At 42.6% G+C, this 21899-nt stretch carries 20 protein-coding genes; 3 read left to right on the top strand and 17 right to left on the bottom strand.

Annotation, left to right across the window (positions count from 1 at the left end; all coding sequences use genetic code 11):
* Positions 1–78: 78 nt before the first annotated feature.
* From Q7J41_RS14170 to Q7J41_RS14150, 5 genes are all read right to left on the bottom strand, one after another.
* The gene (locus Q7J41_RS14170) at positions 79–2613 is read right to left on the bottom strand and encodes an ABC transporter permease (protein WP_304889086.1); all 2535 of its coding nucleotides are present in this window, start codon (positions 2611–2613) and stop codon (positions 79–81) included.
* Positions 2606–3286 (bottom strand): ABC transporter ATP-binding protein, encoded by a 681-nt coding sequence (locus tag Q7J41_RS14165; RefSeq protein ID WP_304889085.1) that lies wholly within the window; start codon positions 3284–3286, stop codon positions 2606–2608. The genes Q7J41_RS14170 and Q7J41_RS14165 overlap by 8 nt, the downstream gene beginning before the upstream one ends.
* A 97-nt stretch (positions 3287–3383) precedes the next feature.
* Positions 3384–4226: a sensor histidine kinase KdpD gene (locus Q7J41_RS14160; RefSeq protein ID WP_304889084.1), complete on the bottom strand. Its 843-nt coding sequence runs from the start codon at positions 4224–4226 to the stop codon at positions 3384–3386.
* A complete protein-coding gene (locus tag Q7J41_RS14155; RefSeq protein WP_304889083.1) occupies positions 4223–4903 on the bottom strand; it encodes a response regulator transcription factor in 681 nt (226 codons plus the stop codon). Before Q7J41_RS14155 ends, Q7J41_RS14160 begins: the two co-directional genes overlap by 4 nt.
* A gap of 222 nt (positions 4904–5125) precedes the next feature.
* Positions 5126–6301, bottom strand: a complete 1176-nt coding sequence (locus Q7J41_RS14150) for an NADP-dependent malic enzyme (protein WP_304889082.1) — start codon at positions 6299–6301, stop codon at positions 5126–5128.
* Between the two features lie 280 nt (positions 6302–6581).
* On the opposite strand from Q7J41_RS14150, the gene Q7J41_RS14145 reads away from it, so the two are divergent.
* From Q7J41_RS14145 to Q7J41_RS14135, 3 genes are all read left to right on the top strand, one after another.
* Positions 6582–8138 carry a flotillin family protein gene (locus Q7J41_RS14145; protein ID WP_304889081.1) on the top strand — a complete coding sequence of 519 codons (1557 nt, stop codon included), beginning with the start codon at positions 6582–6584 and terminating at the stop codon, positions 8136–8138.
* 183 nt (positions 8139–8321) lie between these two features.
* On the top strand, positions 8322–8987 hold the full coding sequence (locus Q7J41_RS14140) for a hypothetical protein (RefSeq protein WP_304889080.1): 666 nt from the start codon (positions 8322–8324) through the stop codon (positions 8985–8987).
* A 106-nt stretch (positions 8988–9093) separates the two neighbouring features.
* Positions 9094–9399 (top strand): bh protein, encoded by a 306-nt coding sequence (locus tag Q7J41_RS14135; RefSeq protein WP_304889079.1) that lies wholly within the window; start codon positions 9094–9096, stop codon positions 9397–9399.
* Positions 9400–9528: 129 nt separating this feature from the next.
* Here Q7J41_RS14135 and Q7J41_RS14130 read toward each other — a convergent pair whose 3' ends face one another.
* The 12 genes from Q7J41_RS14130 to Q7J41_RS14075 form a co-directional block, all read right to left on the bottom strand.
* Positions 9529–9792 (bottom strand): HPr family phosphocarrier protein, encoded by a 264-nt coding sequence (locus Q7J41_RS14130; RefSeq protein WP_304889078.1) that lies wholly within the window; start codon positions 9790–9792, stop codon positions 9529–9531.
* 30 nt (positions 9793–9822) lie between these two features.
* Positions 9823–11556, bottom strand: a complete 1734-nt coding sequence (gene ptsP / locus Q7J41_RS14125) for a phosphoenolpyruvate--protein phosphotransferase (RefSeq protein WP_304889077.1) — start codon at positions 11554–11556, stop codon at positions 9823–9825.
* A gap of 216 nt (positions 11557–11772) precedes the next feature.
* Entirely contained in the window at positions 11773–13155 is a 1383-nt protein-coding gene (lpdA, locus tag Q7J41_RS14120) for a dihydrolipoyl dehydrogenase (RefSeq protein WP_304889076.1), read from the bottom strand.
* 13 nt (positions 13156–13168) lie between these two features.
* Positions 13169–14464, bottom strand: coding sequence for a dihydrolipoamide acetyltransferase family protein (locus tag Q7J41_RS14115; RefSeq protein WP_304889075.1), 1296 nt, complete (start codon positions 14462–14464; stop codon positions 13169–13171).
* A gap of 30 nt (positions 14465–14494) precedes the next feature.
* A complete protein-coding gene (locus Q7J41_RS14110; RefSeq protein ID WP_304889074.1) occupies positions 14495–15478 on the bottom strand; it encodes an alpha-ketoacid dehydrogenase subunit beta in 984 nt (327 codons plus the stop codon).
* Positions 15479–15492: 14 nt separating this feature from the next.
* Positions 15493–16467 carry a thiamine pyrophosphate-dependent dehydrogenase E1 component subunit alpha gene (locus Q7J41_RS14105; protein ID WP_304889073.1) on the bottom strand — a complete coding sequence of 325 codons (975 nt, stop codon included), beginning with the start codon at positions 16465–16467 and terminating at the stop codon, positions 15493–15495.
* Between the two features lie 320 nt (positions 16468–16787).
* Entirely contained in the window at positions 16788–18080 is a 1293-nt protein-coding gene (locus Q7J41_RS14100) for an NAD(P)H-dependent oxidoreductase (RefSeq protein WP_304889072.1), read from the bottom strand.
* 31 nt (positions 18081–18111) lie between these two features.
* Positions 18112–18477 (bottom strand): PTS glucitol/sorbitol transporter subunit IIA, encoded by a 366-nt coding sequence (locus Q7J41_RS14095; RefSeq protein WP_304889071.1) that lies wholly within the window; start codon positions 18475–18477, stop codon positions 18112–18114.
* Positions 18478–18509: 32 nt separating this feature from the next.
* Positions 18510–19496 carry a PTS glucitol/sorbitol transporter subunit IIB gene (locus tag Q7J41_RS14090; RefSeq protein ID WP_304889070.1) on the bottom strand — a complete coding sequence of 329 codons (987 nt, stop codon included), beginning with the start codon at positions 19494–19496 and terminating at the stop codon, positions 18510–18512.
* On the bottom strand, positions 19496–20029 hold the full coding sequence (locus Q7J41_RS14085) for a PTS glucitol/sorbitol transporter subunit IIC (protein WP_304889069.1): 534 nt from the start codon (positions 20027–20029) through the stop codon (positions 19496–19498). The genes Q7J41_RS14090 and Q7J41_RS14085 overlap by 1 nt, the downstream gene beginning before the upstream one ends.
* A 295-nt stretch (positions 20030–20324) precedes the next feature.
* Positions 20325–20813 carry a transcriptional regulator GutM gene (locus Q7J41_RS14080; protein WP_304889068.1) on the bottom strand — a complete coding sequence of 163 codons (489 nt, stop codon included), beginning with the start codon at positions 20811–20813 and terminating at the stop codon, positions 20325–20327.
* Positions 20810–21778 (bottom strand): sugar-binding transcriptional regulator, encoded by a 969-nt coding sequence (locus Q7J41_RS14075; RefSeq protein WP_304889067.1) that lies wholly within the window; start codon positions 21776–21778, stop codon positions 20810–20812. The genes Q7J41_RS14080 and Q7J41_RS14075 overlap by 4 nt, the downstream gene beginning before the upstream one ends.
* Positions 21779–21899: the final 121 nt, after the last annotated feature.

Below are 21899 nucleotides of genomic sequence, written 5' to 3'. Positions count from 1 at the left end.
TTTTATCTTCTTTTGTTTGATATTTTTGTTTTACTCATTTCAAATATATTATTATTCACCAATTAACCTTAGTTGACATTATTCTGCTTCCCGGAGCCTTTCAACGATGCTCTGATTATCAGTCACCACATAGGCAATCCATGGGATCAGAACTCCCATAATAAATAGGAACGGAAGGACCGATAGTAGTGGCCAAATAATAAATTGATAGCTTAAAAACCATATCAAGCCAGAAAAAAAGTTCACAATGACAAGAGAAAATAAGCCGCCCAAAGACAGGGCTACAATTCCAGTTCCCAAGGCCAAATAAAGACCTTCATAACACAACATGTTTCGCAATTGCTTTTGAGTCATGCCAATGCTTTGAAGCATCGCAAATTCTTTTCTTCGGGTAATGATGCTGGTAACCACAGCATTGATAAAATTAAGAACACCAATCATACCAATAATCAGACTCAGTGCTCCGCCAACCATAATAACCGTCATTTTCATCTCTGAAAGTGACTCCAGCGTGGTTAGTTTCGATGTATAATTCATCATCGGTTCAACCGTATTGGTATAGTCGGCTAAAAAACGGTCCATGGTTGCTTCCTCCGCATCGGCAACGTTATACGTATAACTCATCACTGCTGGTTTGGTTACCAGGGTTTTATAAATATCAGCGGGAAGATAAAAAGAATACTCCCAGCCAGTAAGGTCAGAATTTGAATAGTATTTGATCGCTACATGTGCCAGCACGGTAAATTGTTGAGTCGTATACTCCCGATCTTCAAACGATTCTGATGTTCCTTTATAATTATGAATTTCAACCACCTCGCCGACATCATAATGGCTCGACTCGGTTTCCGGATTACTATTATCATCCAATTGGACCCCTTCAAGAATAAACTTTCCCGAGGCCAGCTTATCATAATCCAGTTCACCATCAAGAACAACCAGCCGACTCATCGGAAATTCCTCCAGTCCGTAAACCGCCGCATAATGATCACCGTACTCATTGGTATTGATAATATCGGTGCTATTATCGGTACAGGTAAACAGCTCATCCCGCCCCCCAAATAGACGACCGCCTTGTTGAAAACCCTGCTGTGTTTGCACCGCTTCAATAAAGGTCTCAGTTGTCTGATTTTCATTGCCAAAATAATCATATTGAAAATAGTCAGCATGGGCAATCAGAAAATCAGCATCATTGAATTTAGACAAAAACTTATCCATATCGATACTGGTAGATAACGTAAATACTGTATTAAGCAGAACGAGACTAAGCGATAAACTAAAAACTACTAAAAGCGTTCTTTTTTTATTGCGTCCGAGATTTGCCAGCGCCATGCGATGAATTTTTGCGCCATCTTTGGACTTTTTATTTGCAGCGATATTTTTATTGTCACTATCGGTATAATTAACAGCTTCCACTGGTGAAACCGAACCGGCAATTTTCCCGGGTTTTAAAGTACTGATACTCACAGTAATCAGTGCAAAAAGAGCTGATCCCACAAAAATCCAGGGACTGGGTGATACCGAAACTGGACTTCCGGCATAGGTTGTATTACTCATCACCATAGGAACCAGAGCTTCCCCAATAAAAAAACCGCCAATCAGACCAAAGGGAATCCCCATAACACTTAAAAGCAATGCCTGATTTCGGATCATGACTCGGATCTGTTTTTTAGTAGTACCGATGGTTTTCAATAACCCATAAAAACGGATATCGCAAATTACTGAAATCTGAAAGATATTATAAATAATCAGATAACCTGTTAAAATAATTAGCAACAAAGCTGCAATCATAGCGATCCACGTTTGGGCATCCATATTAAAATTCGTGGAAAGGTAGGACCAGTTCACATTGCTGGCCAGATAGTTCGGTTCGTTTTCATCAAAAGAATAACCACTTTCAGCAATCACTGTTGTCAGTTTGTTTTCCAAATCCAAGCTATTATCAAACATCATATATGCTTGGATCGTGCCAGTCATGGAGTAGTCTTCTTTATAAGTGTTTTGAAGTTCCTTTAGATGAGCATCCACATAAGCCCGGGAGGCAAAAATCTGTCCGACATTAAAAACAGGATCACTTTCCCACCAACCAGCCAGTACAAAATCCCGGGTTACGGTTTCACCCCGGATATTTAATGTTAAGGTGAGCGGCGCTCCTACTTCAAGCGGAACCCCCATTAGTTTAAGGGTTTTAGTATCCGTAATGATCTCGTTTTCAGCAACCGGTTTATGTCCCGAGATTGGTTCGATAAATCCCAGTTTCAGTCCAACATCATCATAATACCAGAATTCAGCACGTCGTTTAAGAAATTCCTGATTCTCGACATCATCGCAAAGAATTCGGTTATAGGCAATTTCTTTTATCAGTGGATGTTTTTTAATCGTATTGAATTCGTCATCGGTAATGTATTTTACTACCGCATGTCCATCGCCACCAGCCTGACGCATCGTCGCCTGCTGAATACTTTCCACTGTTCCCATTCCCAATGTAAACAAAGTCGTGAAAAGAATGGTGGTCAGTGCAATCGCAATAATTGCGATATAATTCCGGATCTTATTATTTTTAAAACTTTTATAGGCAAGATTACGGATCGCTTTTTTGTTGGTCACCTTAATCATTCTCGCCACGCTCCCTGACCTTGCCATCTTCGATTCGAATAATGCGATCAGCCATCTGTGCGATTTCTTCATTATGAGTAATCATCACAATGGTTTGTTTAAAGCGTTCTCCCGTCATTTTGAGCAAACTCAAGACATCCTGACTAGTCCGTGAATCCAAATTGCCGGTGGGTTCATCCGCCAGGATAATCGCCGGTTTTGCTGCCAGCGCACGGGCGATGGCAACCCGTTGCTGTTGTCCGCCTGAAAGCTGAGAAGGAAGATTGGCCCCTTTTGAGGTAAGCCCCAGCATATCGATGATTTCATTAATATAATCGACGTCGACGGTATTACCATCTAATTCGATCGGGAGCACTACATTTTCAAAAACGTTCAGCACCGGAACCAAATTGTAAGATTGAAAAACAAAGCCAATCTTCCGCCGTCTGAAAATCGTCAGCGGCTCTTCTTTAAAGGAAAAGATATCATTGCCTTCTACAAAAACTTTCCCCGAACTGGGGCGATCCAAACCGCCCAACATGTGTAGCAAGGTTGATTTCCCGCTGCCACTGGTTCCTACTATGGATACAAATTCTCCTTGTTTAATAGTGAGATTAACATCATCCAATGCTTTTACCAGATTATCACCGTCTCCATATTCCTTTCGCAAATTTCGCGTCTGTAAAATTGTCATTACGTTTCCTCCTAAAGTTTATGTTTCGATTTACAAACTTTATCAAAGAATTCTTACCTGGTTCTGTCTAAAATCTAACAGTTTTGAAAGATTTGCGTTAAGTGGGGAGATAAAGCGAGAAGATCGAACCTTTTGCCGGGGTTGAAGTCACCTTGATATAACCCTTTTGTTTTTGCATAATTTCCCGGGCCAGATAAAGACCGATTCCAATGCCTTCTTTTTGCTGAATGCTGGGACTGCGGTAAAAGCGTTGAAAGATTTGCGTTTTTTCGTCTGCTGCGATCCCAATCCCCTGATCTTCAACTGCGATGCAAGTAACCAGTTCATACATTTTTACATGTATCTTTATGCTGGTTTGGACTTCTGAATATTTCACCGCATTGTCCAGGATATTATAAAGCGCTTCAGATGTCCATTTTAAATCATAACACGCCTGAACAGCATCCGCATTTTCGACCGTAATATCGATCTGCTTGTATCTGGCTTTGGGTAAAATTTCTGATAATGCCTGTTCAAGTAACTGTTTGACTGGTTGTTTTTGGGGTTTAAGTTCAATGATATTGCTTTCCAATCGAGACATTTTAACTAAGGATTGAATTAAAAAATCCAGTTTTTCAGTCTGCGTACTAATCTGTTCAACAAGTTCCATATTATCTTTGTTTTCAACCTGCTCTTTAAGTAACTCCGTATATAATAAAATATTAGCCAGCGGCGTTTTGGTTTGATGGGAAATATCTGATACCATACTTTTTATATTTTCCCGCTCCTGATTCGTCTGCTCCATGGACATTTTCGAGGCACTCAAATAATGCATCCATTTTGATTCAAGCCGGGACAATTGGCTTTCATCATAATTGCTTTCCGTAAAATTACCAGCAATAGCGTCATCAATCATCTCATTTAAACGATTCAAGGTTTTTCTGGTGCCAAAAATACTCATGCCTTTGCCCCCCATGTATAACCCAGTCCATATACGGTCTGAATATATTGAGGCGCTCCAGGGTCTTTCTCTATTTTATTACGCAAGCGGCTAATAGCGACTGACAACGCATTTTCATCCACATATTCAGCAGCATTGGTCCATATTTTATCTACCAAAGTCCTGCGAGCCACCGTTCTATCTTTATTTTCTAATAATAAATGCAGGAGTTTTTGTTCCGTTTTACTCAGTACCAGTTCTCGGTCACCCACTTTAAAAAACATCTGCTCAAAATCAAGATAAAGGTCATCAATAACATAGATGTTCTTATTTTGTTTGACACTTCGACGAAAAACACTCTCGATTCGAGAACGGAGCACCATCAGACTAAACGGTTTTGTGATATAGTCATCTGCCCCCAGATTTAGCCCTCTTACTTCGTCTAACTCCATATCATTGGCTGTCAGGATGATCACTGGAACCTCCGACTCTTTTCTGATCGCTTCCAAAAATTCAAAGCCATTGCCATCAGGAAGATTAATATCGAGAATAACCATCGCCATCTTTTGGCTTAACATCAATTCTTTAGCACTAGCCAAGGTTGTTGCCTGAAAGAAGCGGTATTCGGCATCTTTTAATGCTAATACAATTCCATTATTTAACGCTGTATCATCTTCAATGATTAAAATATGTTTCATTATATAACTGCTTTCATTGTTATTTTCGTGTCATCGACACTTTTCTCTTTGTTGTTTTATAAAAACCCCGGCACATCTGCTCCGGGGTTAATTTTTTCGTCAGCTCCTGATAAAGCGTATTTAACCAAGACCCTTTAAGCAAAACCGTCACGTTATTCATTTTTTCTTGAGGAGTAATTGTAGTGTTGCTTTATTAAAACTGCCGTATTTTATTTCGTTTCTTCAATTTTTTCTGGCAACTCCAGAATCCTTTGCTGCCTGATAAACCGCGGCAGCTACAGCCTTTCCAACCCGAGGATCAAAGGCAGGTACAATAATATAATCGGCACTCCGTTCATCTTCACTAATCAAGTCGGCAATGGCTTTTGCTGCGGCAACTTTCATCGCTTCGTTGATGTCACTGGCTCGGGCATCCAGCGCCCCTCTGAAAATGCCCGGGAAAGCCAGGACATTATTAATCTGGTTGGGATAGTCTGACCGTCCTGTTCCAACAACCTTTGCGCCGGCTCGGATGGCCAGATCCGGATCAATTTCCGGATCTGGATTGGCCATTGGCAGAACAATGGCGTTTTCCGCCATTGTCTGAACCATTTCGGCCGTGACAATGCCCGGTGCCGATACACCGATAAAAATATCAGCGCCGTTGATGGCGTCAGCAAGGCTCCCTTTTTTGTGCTGCTTATTGGTCATCTCAGCTATTTCCTGATGAACCCAGTTACTGTACTCTTCGTCTTTTGAGAGGATACCCTTGCTGCTGCAGGCGATAATATCCTTGACGCCGACGTTCAACAACATCTTGATGATCGCTGATCCGGCTGCTCCGGCGCCGCTCATGGCTACCGTCACCTGCTCCCATTGTTTGCCCACGACCTTTAGGGCATTCATCAGCGCAGCCGTCACCACCACTGCCGTGCCATGTTGATCATCATGAAAAACCGGAATGTCCAGTTCTTTTTTTAAGCGTCTTTCGATTTCGGCGCATCTGGGCGAGGCAATATCTTCCAGATTAATCCCCCCAAATCCCGGTTCAATCATCTTGACCGTCTTGATGATGACCTCTACATCCTGGGATGGAATACAGATAGGAAACGCATCGACGCCAGCGAATTCTTTGAATAAAACGGCTTTTCCTTCCATTACCGGAAGGGCGGCTTCCGGACCAATATCGCCCAGCCCCAACACTGCCGACCCATCGGTGACCACGGCCACCATATTTCCCTTGCCGGTATACTTATACACATCTTCTTTGTTTTTATGGATCATTCGGCAGGGCTCTGCTACCCCCGGAGTATAAGCCATCGACAGATCATGTTTGTTTTTTACCGGAACCTTGCTGTCAATGCTCAGTTTGCCTTGCCATTCTTCATGCAATTTTAATGCTTCTTCCTGAATTCCCATTGTGTCTCCTTTATTTCAACGATTTTATTTTCTTACCTATGTTTTCCCGACAAACTTATCGCCTGGGCTTAAATTTAACATTACCTGAATTATAACATTTATCCCGCAAAACAATCCATATCGTTTTTTAATCTTTGACTTTGAATCCAACCTCTTATATAATAACTTTGTTGAGTTCATACACATATTATCCACTCTCAAGAATCTGTGTGATTGTCACATCCTCACAGAAATGAGTATCTTTTTTTGATCTCAAAATAAAATTTTGCAGGAGGCGCAAATGTCAATTTTTACATTGATTATCCCAGTTGTTGTCGTATTGTTAGTTATCTCCCTCTTAATGATGAGCTACGTCAAAGCTCCCCCAGATACGGCCTATGTCATATCTGGTATTAAACGGCGTGTCATCATCGGAAAAGCGGGAATCAAGATTCCTTTTCTTGAACGGGTTGACAAACTGGACCTCAAAATGATGTCTGTTGATGTCAAAACTGGTGAATCGGTACCAACCAATAACTTCATCGATGTGATGGTCGATGGCGCAGTAAAGATCAAGATCGGTTCATCACCAGAAGCAATTTTACTGGCTTCTGAGAACTTTTTGAACCAATCAACTGACGCCATCATTCCTCAGGTTAAAGATGTCCTCGAGGGAAACGTCCGTGAAATCATCGGTTCACTTGACCTGAAAGACATGTTAACCGACCGAAAATCCTTCTCCGAAAAGGTTCAGGAAAACGCTGTTCCGGATCTTAAACGGATGGGTCTTGAAATAATCTCCTTCAATATTCAATCGATCCGTGATCAGGCTGGCGTAATTGAGGACCTTGGTACCGAGAACAAATCGCAGATTAAAAAAGGCGCGGCCATTGCTCGTGCCAACGCCGAAAAAGAAGTCGCAATTGCTGAATCGGAAGCCGCAAAAATTGCCAATGATGCCAGAATTAAGGCAAACCTGGAAATTGCCCAGAAGAACACTGATCTGGAAATTCGCAAAGCCGAATTGAAACGACAGTCTGATCTAAGTCAGGCTCAGGCGGATGCCGCATACCAAATTGAGCAGGAAGAACAGCGAAAAACGATTGAGACAAAAACCCAGGAAGCCAACATTATTAAGCAGGTAAAAGAAATTGAATTGGCCGCTAAAGAAGTTGAAGTGCGCGAGCAACGATTAAAAGCTGAAATCAACAAAACTGCCGATGCCGAACGGTACCAACGTAACCAAAAGGCTGAAGCCGATTTGTTTGAAAAGCAAAAAGAAGCGGAGGCAAAACTATTTATTGCTGCCAAAGATGCTGAAGCCAATCGATTGGCCGCCGAAGCTGATCGTTATGCCAAAGAACAGGAAGCTGCCGCAATTGAAGCCAGAGGTTTTGCTGAAGCTGCCGCAATCAGAGCCAAAGGTCTGGCCGAAGCCGCCGGAATTGATGCCAAAGCTGAAGCGATGAAGAAATATAGTGATGCCGCCATCATGGAAATGTACTTCAATGCCCTTCCCGAAGTTGCCCGCAATGTTGCTGCGCCACTGAACAACGTCGATCGCATTACCATGTATGGCGATGGCAACTCAACCAAAATGGTCAAAGACATCGTCAATACCATGTCACAAGTGACTGAAGGAATCTCCGAAAGCACCGGTATTAATCTGCAGTCGTTGATTTCTGGATTCCTGGGCGGAAAAATAGCCACACCAGCCGATACCCCCACAACAATTGTAAGCACACCACCCACAGCCGCAAATAGTGAACCGCGTAACCGGGATTTAATAACCGAATTTACGGCTCAGCTTCAACCCGACCATTCTGAAAGCAGCACCGAAGACCCCAAAGAAGTCTGATTTTTACAACGACAATAAAATTCCCACTATTCAATAATTGACGCAGTTCAGCCTGCTTTTTCCCTTACTTGCTGAAAAAAATTCAAAAGAAAAGCACCTGCTTTCGGTGCTTTTCTTGCTTCGGGGTAAGTTTATTTTATCATTAAAATGATCCATCAATTCATATTAGGGGGTATCGCTATCATGGACACTTCAACCTTTTTCAGTAATCTGTTTGCCTTGGAAAATTCACCAGTTGCACAATTATCGCTCTTTCTCGGCGGCGCATTTTTAATGATCCTATTCGCTTTTCTGATCTATTACGTTGTTTTTCGGGTGAAACATGAACCGCCAGAAAAAATCAAACAGCTGTCTGATGCATCCCCTTACCAGGATCTAGCGATGCTTAACGCAGCTGAAAATATGAATTCATCAGCACTTCAGGATCGCAGCATCGCGGAACAGGCTCGGCTTCAAAAATTAATCGGTTTATTAAAAACTGCCAAACGGCGGGAATCACTCTATTCCCAGGAAACCATCCTCGAAGATCTGGAAGCCGTTGTTTCAAAAGTGCGGGACAAAATCAGCAGCGATCAGAACCTTCAGGTTTTTCCGCAGTATGCCAGTTATCATGCTGAAACCGCTACTCAACTACTCAACACCTATCTTGATTTAGATCGAACCCAGGATGAATCGGTGGAAAATATCAACAAGATCAGAAATGAAATCATTGCGTCCTTTCCGCCACTCCTGGAGTTTTATCAGGACTATTTAAACCGTTTATATGATGCTCAGTATTTTGATGTGGCCAGTGATGTTGAGGTGGTAAAGTCGATTTCAGGGGATAAGCAGGATTTTTTAAAAAGGTGATAACATGCGGACAAACGGCAAACGCTACTTAACCGAATTTTATAGATAACACCCGCTTAATTATGTTATAATAATTAACAATAAGCTGCAAAATAAGGAGAGAGCCATGCCCAAAAATCGTATTGAAGCTGATTTGTTTTGTGTCATCTGCGAGAAAGACACCCCTCATGAAATCGAGTATAAAAACGAACAAATCTCTCAGATTACCTGCAAAGAGTGTTCCATACAAATTCAGATTAACCAGGAGTTTGTCAATAACCATTTTAAAGAAGACTTTGTCAAACGGGTTTTATCAAAACCCACACGAATGACCGCAGAGATGGAAGCCGATTTAAGTATTTTTTTGAAATCCTTACCGTCCCGGGTGATTTCGAAACCTTATCGGGTGTACAAAGAATATAAGGAAAAATAACACTCAAACGAATTTTCAACCTTAGCTTCTTTACCTTGCTTGCCCTTAACAAAAATAGAACCAGCCTTATGTTTTATCATCATAATAAGGCCGGTTCCCTTTTACCACCTGAATCCCAGTTATTAAACGTCACTCATCAAATCGATCATTTATCATTTGCACTAACTCAGCCACTGCATTTACTTCATCTTCGCCTTCTGCCTTAATCTTTACTGTCGTTCCCTGGGTAATACCCCCCGCCATAACGCCGACAATACTTTTGGCATTAATCTCTTTGTCTGCTTTGATGACAAAAATATTCGATTTAAATTTTCCTGCGGCCTTGACAAACATCGATGCTGGCCGGGCATGAATACCTGTTTCATTCAACACTGTCACTTCTTGTATTTGCATAATTCTAATCTCCTTATCGCTATCAAATAATTAAATCTCAATTTTCAGTTTCTTCATTGATTCAAGAATATGAACCATAACCGCAACTCCCGTTTCTAGCATCAATGCTTCCTCAGCGATTTTCTTCGCATCTTGATAACGCACATTGCGAATAATTTTTTTAACCCGGGGAATTGATAAGGCGCTCATGCTGAATTCTTGTAGTCCCAATCCTAAAAGAATAACGACCGCCATGGGATCTCCTGCCATTTCTCCACACATCCCGGTAAAGAGTCCCGGCTGATCATTAGAAGCCTGAATGACTTGCTTTACCAGGCGCAATATAGCTGGATTAAAGGGATCGTAAAGATACGAAACATCCTGGTTCATTCTATCCACCGCAATGGTATATTGGCAGAGATCATTGGTTCCAATACTGAAAAAGTCAACTTCTTTGGCAATAATATCCGCCGTGATCGCCGCTGAGGGAATCTCAATCATCACCCCTACTTTTACATCTTTACGATAGGGAACCTGCAATGCATCCAACTCTGCCATACACTCCGCTAGTATTTTTTTCCCTTGTCGTACTTCATCAACATTGGATATCATCGGAAACATAATATAAGCGTTTCCGTACACACTTGCTCTTAAGATGGCTCGCAGCTGGGTCTTAAACAATTCTATTTCTTTGAAACATAGACGGATAGCCCGGAGTCCTAAAAACGGATTCATTTCATCATCTAGCGGCAGATAGGGCAATTTTTTATCGCCACCAATATCCATGGTTCGAATAATCACTGGTCCATCCGGGAATGCTTCCAGAACCGATCGATAAGCTGCCATTTGCTTATCTTCTCCCGGCATGGTGTCGCTGTTCATGTATAAAAACTCTGTTCGATAGAGGCCAATCCCAGTACCGCCGTTTTTACGAACACCCTGGACATCACCTGGTTCGCCAATGTTTCCGACCAACTCCACCTTATGACCATCCAGCGTTACGGCCTCCAGATCTTTGAGACATTCCAGTTCTTTTAAATAAGTCTGGTATCCTCTCTGATCGTCTTCCGCCGCCTTAATCTGATACCGATCCGGATTTACAATGATCCGACCACTAAGGCCATCAATAATAATCATATCACCAGTCTTCACATTTTGAACAATATCGGTCAAACCAAGAACCGCAGGAATCTCTAAACTCCGCGCCATGATCGCTGTATGCGATGTTCTGCTCCCAACATTGGTTGCAAAACCCAATACTCGCATTTTGTCCATCAGCGCCGTATCTGAAGGGGCAAGATCGTCGGCGATGATGATGACATCCTCCTGCAGCTTTGACAAATCTGCCATTACGATACCTAAACTGTTATTTCGAACCCGATTCCCCACATCTTTGACATCTGCCGCTCTGGCACTGAAATAGGGATCATTCATTTGTTCAAACATCATTACCAAACGATCTGTCACGATTTGAACTGCATAAGCCGCACTTACCTTGCGGTCACTAATTTCTTTTTCGACACTTTCCAGAAATTCAGGATCCCGAAGGATCATCCCATGGGCTTCAAAAATCGCAGCATCTTCTTCGCCCAGCTCGTCAGCAGTTTTTAATTGAATTTCTTCTAACTGTTTTTGGCTCTCATCCAAAGCCTGGTTGAATTTATCGATTTCTTGATGGCTGTCTTCGTGTCGATCAGCGCTCACTTGTACATCTGCTTTTTCATAAACAAGTGCTCTGGCAATTGAGATACCTGGCGATGCAATAATTCCTTCTTTAATAAACATGCTCAAACCTCCTTTTTCATTTCTCTTCTCATTTTCTGCCCAAATTTAAATCTTGAAAGATTTAATCAGTTGAAACGTTTTCTCCGATTAAAACACCTCCAAACTGATTTGTTCTACATCCACAGTTTGGAGGTGTACTGAATCCTGAAAATCGGTTCTTTCGTTTAAAATACTTACGATCTGATCATAACTACTTTGTTTGACCTTTTACAAAGTTTATTTTCTGGGCAGATGAATACACTTTCCCAAAGCATCAGCGCAGGCTTCCATAAAGGCTTCGCAGTAGGTGGGGTGGGGATGAACCATAGCGGCAACCTCATGGGCTGTTATTTCCATGGTCATACATAAAGCGGCTTCACTGATCATTTCTGCGGCAACGGGAGCCACGATCTGAACGCCTAAAATTTCTCCGTATTTTTTCTCAATAATCACCTTAACAAATCCATCCGTTTCTCCCGAAGCCAAGGCTCGTCCGTTGGCATTAAGGGAAAACGTTCCGACTGCAATATCATGCTCTTTTTTTGCATCTTCCTCAGTTAAGCCAACTGTGGCCGCTTCGGGCAGGGTATACAAGCAGTTGGCAACATGGCGCAAATCTACCTCTTCATTCCCGCCCATGGCATTGACTGCTGCTGTCTCCCCCATTTTAGATGCGGCATGGGCAAGCTGCATCTGCCCATTCATATCGCCGATGCAAAATACGTTGGGGATACTGGTTCGCATTTCGCAATCGACTAACACAAATGTTCCGTCCATGGCAATCTCGTTTTTCCGATCACCCAGACATTCCAGATCGGCACGACGTCCGGTTGCCACCAACACCTTATCCGCTGCGATTGTTTTTTGATCTGACGTCTTCACAACCAGAATTCCCGCTTCGCTTCGCTCAATAGATTCGACTGCAGTATTTAAAACGGTTTTAATCCCTTGGGCTTTGATGGCTTTCCTGAGATATTTATAAATATCCTTGCCCATCGGTTTCACCAACTGATCGGTAAATTCTACAATCGTTACCTCGCTGCCAAATGCTGCAAATGCCGTAGCAAACTCACAGCCAATCACGCCGCCGCCAATAATCACCAGACGATCGGGAACCTCTTCGAGATCCAGCAGCGTATCAGAGGTTAACACCCCCTGACTTTTGATTCCGGGTATATCGAGAACCCGTGGTTTTGAACCACCAGCCAGAATGATATTTTTAGCCTCGTAGCTTTGTCCATCACAAAAAACTTTTCCATCGTTAGTCAGGGTGGCCGTGCCTTTAATTACCTTCACCTGATTGCTATCAAGCAGCCCAGCCACACCGGTTGTCAGTTTTTTTACGACCTCATTTTTGTTGGCGACAACATCGACCATGTTAACACCAAGCTGACTGACATCAATCCGAATCCCCCGGGAATGGGCATATTTGATGTGTTTGATATACTCCGCTGTTTTAACGTACGTTTTGGTGGGAATACAGCCTCTGTTCAAACAGGTTCCGCCAACGGCGTCTTTTTCAAAAAGCACCACTGACCCACCCAATTGAGACGCTTTAATAGCGGCAACATATCCCCCCGGACCGCCGCCGATTACTGCTACATCAAATCCATTTTTCATTCTTCAACCTCCATCAGAGAAGAATTTCCATTGGATTTTCCAACAGATCGCGTACTTTCAGAGAAAATTTGGCCGCCACGTCCCCGTTAACTAAGCGATGGTCATAGGTGAGTGAAATCATCATTTTTTTGCGGTTTTCCACCTGGTTGTCAACCAATGCCAACTCCTCTTCAATTGCGCAAATACCGATAATCACCGCATTAGGCTGATTCACAATGGGGGTAAATGAATGAACCCCGAACATCCCCAGATTGGAAATGGAGATTGTCGAACCCTGATAATCATCAACCATCAGTCCGCCGGATTTTGCTTTTGCACTCAATGACTTAACCGTTTCTGAAATTTCTTCCAGGCTTTTTTTATCGGCATTTTTCACCACGGGCACAATCAAACCTTCTTCCAATGCTACCGCAATACCGATATTAACATCCTGATGGTGAATTATTTCTTTGTCCCCCAGACTGACCAACACTTTTTTATCGTGGAGCAGCACTTTGGCAACCGCCTTAACAATGAAATCATTGATGGTCAGCTTGTTTTCCCGGTTTTCATTAATTTGTTTTCGGAATGCCAGCAGTTTGGTCATATCCACCTTGGTGTTCTGGGTGACACAGGGAATCTCGGTGTGGGCTTTTACCATCCGTTCACCCACAACCTTCTGCATTCCCGATAGTGGCGTCGTATTAAGCACCACCGCAGTTACCCCGGGGGTTTCCTGTTCGGCTATTTTTGCCAGCACATCGCTTTTCATCACCTTGTTCTGGTGACCGGAACCCGTAACAGCGCTTAAATCAATGCCCTTGTCCTCGGCAATACGTCTTGCCAACGGTGATTTAGCAATTTCTCGTTCAACATCCCGACCCTTTATTTCCCCCGCCGGACCGGTTGGCGGCACTTCATTCAGATCGATGGCATTGGCCACTGCCATTTTTTTTGCATAGGGCGTAGCTTTCACACCGTTTGTTTCATCCGCCAGAACCGGCTTTTGTTTTTCTACCGTTTCTACCATTTCTGATGGAGCCGTTTTGGCGACGATGCCGGCCAACTGTGGCTTGTCCGGGACAGCTTCGCCTGGTTCGCCCACATAACCAATGGTGGTTACCACTGGCACCACCGCACCATCTTCAAAATAGCGGCACAAAAGTACCCCGGTCGCCGGGGCTTCTACTTCCATTGTGACCTTATCCGTTTCTATTTCGAGTAGACCTTCGCCTTCTTCAACATTCTCACCGACGTTTTTAAGCCACTGGATAATTGTGCCTTCTTGCATGTCCATCCCGGCTTTAGGCATAAATACTTCTACTGCCATTTTTTCTCCCTCCTGTTTTTCAACAACATCTTAAGCCATCATTTCTTTGACCGTTGCAATAATTTTGGCTTCATCCGGGAGAATTCCCTTTTCCAAAACCGGGCAGAATGGCACTGGCACATCTTCCGATGCCAGACGTTTAAGGGGCGCATCCAGATAGTAAAACGCCTCACTATCGGCAATTCGGGCAATGATTTCACCGGCAATACCGCCTGTCTTCACGGCTTCGTGAACCACCAGAGCGTGTCGGGTCTTGATCACCGACTTGATAATGGCTTCGGTATCCATCGGCAGTAAGGTTCGCAGATCAATGACTTCGACATCAATTCCTTCTTTTTCCAGACTTTCTGCCGCTGCCAGACACATTTGCACCATCCGGCCATAGGTGATGATGGTACAGTCCTTGCCTTCCCGTTTGATATCAGCTTCGCCAATGGGGATTGTAAATTCTTCTTCCTCAATCATACCTTTGGTCCGATACAATAGTTTTTGTTCCAAAAAGATAACCGGATTATTATCCCGAATCGCTGATTTCAGCAAGCCCTTAGCGTCTCTTGGCGTTGAAGGTACAATGACTTTTAGCCCCGGCACATGACACAGCATCGCTTCCAGGGATTGGGAATGCTGGGCTGCTGCTCCAGTTCCACCACCGGATGCAGTTCTTAACACCATTGGTACACTCACCTTGCCTCCGAACATATAACGCATCTTTGGCGCCTGGTTTACGATCATATCCCAGCAGACGGTCATAAAATCTGAAAACATAATTTCCACAATGGGACGCATCCCAGCCACTGCCGCACCAATGGCGCAGCCAACAAACCCCAGCTCTGAAATAGGTGTATCAATGATTCGGTCTTCGCCAAAGGTTTCGACTAAATCTCCCGAAACACCAAAGGCCCCCCGATATATACCAATATCTTCACCCATCATGAATACTTCTTCATCCCGGATCATTTCTTCACTGATTGCTTCTTTTATCGCATTTGCGTAGGTTATTTCTTTTTTAGGCATTTTCTGTCTCCCTCTTATAACGCATAAACATCATTATACACATCATCCAGCTCGGGATAGGGGCTATCCAGGGCAAACTGAACGGCCTTGTCGATCAACTCAGTCGTTTCGTTATCTACGGCATCCAGTTCATCAACCGTACAGGTATTTGCCTCCAGTAAGTCATTTCTCATTTTATCAATGGGATTCCGGGCTTTCCAGGCATTGATTTCGTCCTTTGTCCGATAAAGATTGCCATCACTTTTGGAATGCCCAGAAATCCGGTAGGTGTTTTCCACAATTAGCATGGGACCATTTTTTACCACATAGTCTCGAGCGCTCTTAATGCATTCATAAACGGCAAACGAATCATTTCCGTCCACTGTTTCTGCCGGCATTCCATAAGGTATTGCCCGTTTAGCAATATCGGTATCTTTCATCACCTTAGAAATATGGGTAGACATGGCATAGGTATTGTTGGTGCAGACAAAAAGAACCGGTAGATCCCAGGCCGAAGCCAGGTTCATAGCTTCATGAAAGGCGCCTTCATTGGCCGCCCCATCTCCAAAGAAAGCCACCGTGACAACATCCTGTTTTCTTCTTTTGGCTGCAAAAGCACTGCCACAAGCCAGCGGCAGGGCTGCCGCAACGATTCCATTGGCGCCCAACACGCCTTTATCCTTATCAGCAATATGCATGGATCCGCCTTTCCCCTTGCAAACCCCGGTTACCTTGCCAAATATTTCAGCCATCATCAAATTAATATCAATTCCCTTGCAAATGGCCTGACTATGGCCGCGATGGGTGGCATACATCAGATCCTGGGGTTCCAAACCTTCACAGGTTCCGGCGGCGGCACCTTCTTCCCCAATACTTAAGTGGGTTGTGCCGTGGATCATACCCAGGGAAAAATAATGCTGTACCTTTTCTTCAAATTTTCTTGAAAGATACATATCTTTTAGCAACTTCAATCCCAGTTCCTTGCTTTTATTGTTATTTTCGTTTTTCAATGGTGTTCCTCCCATATTGATCACTTATTTGGATCATCGCTTAATATCTATTTAGTAAATGGTGTTCACGTTTATATTAATTTTCACAACGATCCGTCTCATATTATTGGGTGTTTTAACTTTCTTTCCAAATTTCCAAATTTATTCCTTTTGGCGGGAAACCTTATTCATAGGATTTGATCGGCATGGTGTGTATTTTTTTAATCAAATCCTATGAAAAAGGCCAATGCCAGCTTTGTAAAAACTCATCCCCATGCTACTATTAAGAATGTTGCTATCCAAAAGCACATCGGCCAAATCAGTTCCGTCTTTTAGTCATCTTATAGATACAGTTTATCCTGGATCTTTCGCAATTGAACCATTAGCGAATCATTATCTAAGGCAACATCGGCATACGTTACGATTTCGCCTTTTTTAACCGCATTAATCATTTTCGTCTTTTTATTGACAATACCCATCGGCAGGGCTCCTTTTTCATTTGCAACTGATGCTTTTTCGAAGCTACCGTAAATTGAAAATCCACCAATGCCGTCCAGATATTCGCCTGCTACTAAATCCCGTTTGGCAACCGTGATGGTTTCAGAAACAAGACCTTTTCTTGGTGCGATGGTTGGGATCCCGTCAATCACAGCTTTTGCAACCGATAATGGTGTTTCCAGACTGCATAAATGATAGGGTCTGTATAACACATAATTGGGACCTTTTCCCATACTGAGGTAATTTAATTCGTGAATAATGTCCGGTTGTTCGGTTGAAATAATAATAAATACACCTGGCGCTACGCCATCAATATAATCAACAATCCCATAATTATTTAAAATTCCACCTTCATTTTTTAGTCTGAAAAGATCTGGTAACTCTGAAACAATGCCTTTTGCGCCATGTCCACCCATAATATCCGGCAAGTATCCAGTAGCATTGGACATCGCAGTCATTTCAACCATGGTTTTTGTTCCATCTTTAAAAGATGTCAGCATTTTCGGGCTCACCCCTTTTCGGGTCGCTTCTTCTAAAACCGAGTCCGGGGTAGCGGCCTTATCAACCTTGTTGTTTTTCCCCTTACCTATGACCCGAACATCGAATCCCAGCGCATCGGCGAAATCGTACATTTCCAGCACTGCACCTGGTTCATCCCCAGCTGATCCGGTATAAACAACTCCGGCACTTTGGGCCATTTTGTATAGCATCGGACCAATGCAAACATCAGCTTCCACATTCAACATAACAATGTGTTTCCCCGAATTAATACTATCGATGGCAACTTTAGCGCCCACTTCAGGAACGCCTGTGGCATCCACGGCACAATCAATTAAATCGGTTTTTGTAGCAATTTCAGGGTTGTCAGTGACAATATATTTACCTTTGGCCAGAAGATCATTGGCTTCTGAGATGGTATTAGCAATAACATAGTCGCCTTCTTTTAAGCCCGCATGTTGATAAGCATTAATAGCATTTTGAATATCGATGTCAACAACCACTGCCGGACGCATGCCTTTCATCGACATAATCTGTCCAACCATTCCACGGCCCATTTGTCCTGCACCAACAATACTGGTCATGATGTGTTTTCCGTTTTCTTCTAATTGCAACAACTTATAATTTAGTCCTAACATTTTTTCCTCGCTTAATTTTAATTTTTAATTTTTAATTTTCTTTGTAAATGATCTGAAATACATCGCCTATTTTAACTACCGGAATCCCCTGACCTTTTAATTCAATTTGTCCCGGGAGTTTTACCTGATCTTCTCCGGTGAAGCTGAATGAACAATGCCCCATGCTTTCTAACGTTTTATTTGCTTCGTGTCCGACGGCTGTAACTTCATAAATAACTTCTCCAAATCGAACTGAATCTCCGATTCTCACCTCCTTGTCTAATTCTTTTTTGGTATGTAAAACTGCAATTTCCGCTAAACCAGATGGGGCATTATCATCGAAAACGATCAGCAGTTTTTCTTTTAAAAACTCCTCCACCATTTCTCCAATTTGAGTTATTTCTGTTGTAAAATCCATTTTATCTCCTTGCCTTTAGATCAGCTTTCTGCTTAGCTGTACATTCCAATACTCAATACAAATCCGATCAATACAGCGGCTGGTCCTGTAATCAATCGACTAAAGAGTACTGCTGGTACACCTATTTCAACCGTTTCTGTTTCTGCTTCGCCCAAAGACAAACCAACCGGGATAAAATCACACCCAACCTGTCCATCAATGGCAAAGAGTGCCGGTAAAGCCAATGCCGGGGCAATCGCACCAGCGCCAATTTGTACCCCTACCAGTGTTCCAACCACCTGGGCAATAACTGCACCCGGTCCGAGAATTGGCGATAAGAAAGGAAGGGTACATACGATTGAAATAAGTACAAGTCCAGGTAAGCTTCCCGCAAATGGCGAGATGGTATTGGCAATAATATCTCCCAGCCCGGTGACTGTAATGATCCCAATGAGCATAGCGATAAAGGCCATAAATGGAAGCACGTTTTTGATCACCATGTCGATTGATTCTCTACCGGCCTGATAGAACTTACCAACCACACCCCCAACTGCTTTACCCAGTCTTGAGATGAAGCCGACAAAACCCTTTTGCTTTTCGGCAGCTGCTTTTGCTTCGGCTTTCACTTCCTGATAGTCTTTTTTCTTTGCGGTTTCACTATTGGGGACCTCGCCCTCAAACAGCGAGACATTGTTTTCCTTCACCCCGGATACATAATTCTCTTCATTCATATACTGGGCCAAAGGTCCCGCCTGGCCAACCGGTGTCAGGTTAATCGTTAGAATTCCCTTTTTGGGATAAACCCCACACCGTGCTGTACCACCGCAATCGACTACCACACAAGCGACCTCACTATCTGGTGCACTACTTAAAAATCCATCAAGAGCGATTCCACCGGTCAGATCGGCAATTTTTTGAGCAACCGGATGAATTCCGCCACCGGTGACCGACATGATATAAACTTTTTCCTCAGTGGGTTTGATCACAAGTGGTCCGCCCCATCCGCCCTGGCCTTTTTTGATTAGAACTGCGTTATACATTATTTCACCTCCGTATTGACTTTTTTAGATGCCATGATTGCATAAATTCTTTCAGTAACGATCCCTCTTAGCAGAATTACTAAAACACCTGCGATAAAGTAACGAACCGCTAAATCACCAAGCGGCAGACCCAATGTCGTGATCCCTGCTGCAATTCCCAGGTAAACAAAGAGTTCACCAGGATTAGCATGCGGGAATAAACCGGTTATCGGGTGACAGAATGAAACGGCTGAATCATAGAACGCCGCTTTATGTTTTTCTTCAACAAATCGTCCAAACGTGTATGCCATTGGATTTGTTAAAAAGAACATCGCCAGAACCGGTAACACTGTATAACGTAGAATAAAGTTTTTGCTGCTGAACTTGGCAGCTCGCTCCACTCGTTCTTCCCCGATAATCTTAATCAAAGAATTAACTGCTGTCATCAAGACGATTAACAAGGGTAAAATACCTGTTACCAAACCTACAAATACTTCTCCACCAGCTTGAAAGAGACCTATAAAATTAGTTGCCAATTGTGCTAAAAAATCCATTTTTTTCACCTTCTCCTTATTTTTTCAAATCATAACCAAATACTGTGACCGATACCAACAACCACGCCTTAAGAAATCCCCCCCCTTTTTCACCTCCGCAATTCCAAACACCCTCTGAAAACTACATTGCGTTGCTTTATTTTCACGAATTGTCATGATTGACACTCCCGAATGTCTACTCTCATTTTTTCTCCCACCTGCTTTGCTCCATGTCCCTAAATTATTTTTCCTCTTTCAAGAGACCTATAATTATCTGCTGAATCTAATTGATCCGACATGCACTCTTATGTTCACTCTACTCAGCCGCAATGGCGGCTAATGCTTGTTGTTCTCTTCTTTTTTCATGAAGCTTTTGTCGCTGCTCTTTTTTCATGTGTGTCTCAATGGCCTCCACCGCCTGAAGCAATGCCCCACGCTTTTGCGGCGCTACTTTTTTTGATCCATCTTTTCTGGTTTTCTGTGGTTTATTCAGTTTTTGATCTTCAAGTATTGCCAGTTTTTTTATCTCACTCAAACTTAAACCAATATAATCTTCTGCGGTTTTAAAGCGCTCAAATGACGTGATCCCTCTCATGGTTTTGCAATTATTGATTGTTCCTGAATTTCGATCATAGGACAAAATCAGAATTTGTCCGCCTCTTAAAAAACCTCTCCGATACCCTACTCCCAGTAACCCCTTACCTTTAAGGGAACCCATGGCATTTTGATAACTTTTGACCTGATAAAAAGTCATCAGCCCCTGCAAACACATTCCAATAAAAATTAATACTACAATGTAGGTCATGATTTTCCCTCCGAATCCTTTCCTTCAATCAATTTTCTGGCACAAGCGACGTCAGTAATTAAAACATTAATGTATTGACCTGCAATTGCCCCTTTAATCGCACTGACTTTCTCAATACCACAGGTTACACCAATTGAATCCTTAACTGATTTTAGTTTTTTGATGTCAATTCCGATAACCGTTTCATTCATTTCAAACTGATCCGTACGGCCTTCACTATCAAAGAAATTCATACAGATATCACCTGCCACATTCTTTTTACGCATCACTTCCATTTCGCTTTCATCATAGTACCCCGTTGCCATCGTTGTTGAATTCTTGGTTGGAACACCTAACCCGACCAGGGCAACATCCAATTTGTTGGTCAGCTTAATTATCTTTTCGATATAAGCTTCTCCAATTAATCCTTCTTTGATGGATTTTTTTGAAACCTTAGCCGGCGCATGGAGTAGTATATATTGAGCTTTAAAAGCATTTGCCAGTTCTTCCACTAAATAATTGGAATGAAGCTCCATCCCAACCTGACCAATACCACCAACCAAGGGAATAAACATAGCGTTTTTTACTACTTTAGGCTGTATATATTTAGCAATATGCCCCAATGTCGTTCCCATTGAGACGCCAATATTTTTCCCATCTTTGACTAATCGCTCCAGATACTCAGCGGCTGCTTTTCCAACTTCATCTTTTTGAGCATATAAATCCTTTTTCTCATCAACAATAATTGCTTCTTTAAGTCCATAAATTGCCTCCAGTTTTCTTTCCATTTCAAAATAGCTGTCTTCTGATAAGTCCGGAATAATTATTCTGACCATCTGAGTCGCTCGTGCTTGTTCCAGTATTTTTGCCACCGTAGGTCTTGATATCGACAACTGTTTTGCAATCGTTTGCTGTGTTACGTCGTGATTGTAGAACAGATCACATACTTTAAGCATCAATCGTTTATTATCAATTACTTTTTTCATATTAATCACCTTAAGGTTATATTTTAACTTTACAATTGTAAATATAATGTGTGCGTTTCGTTTTCATCCGGCGAACTTATTTGTTTTGCACGGTTCATTTAATTTATTGTAATTATAGCGT

It is taken from the genome of Acetobacterium sp., assembly GCF_030652775.1.
Lineage (GTDB): Bacteria > Bacillota > Clostridia > Eubacteriales > Eubacteriaceae > Acetobacterium.
This window is presented reverse-complemented; position numbering and strand designations above follow the sequence as displayed.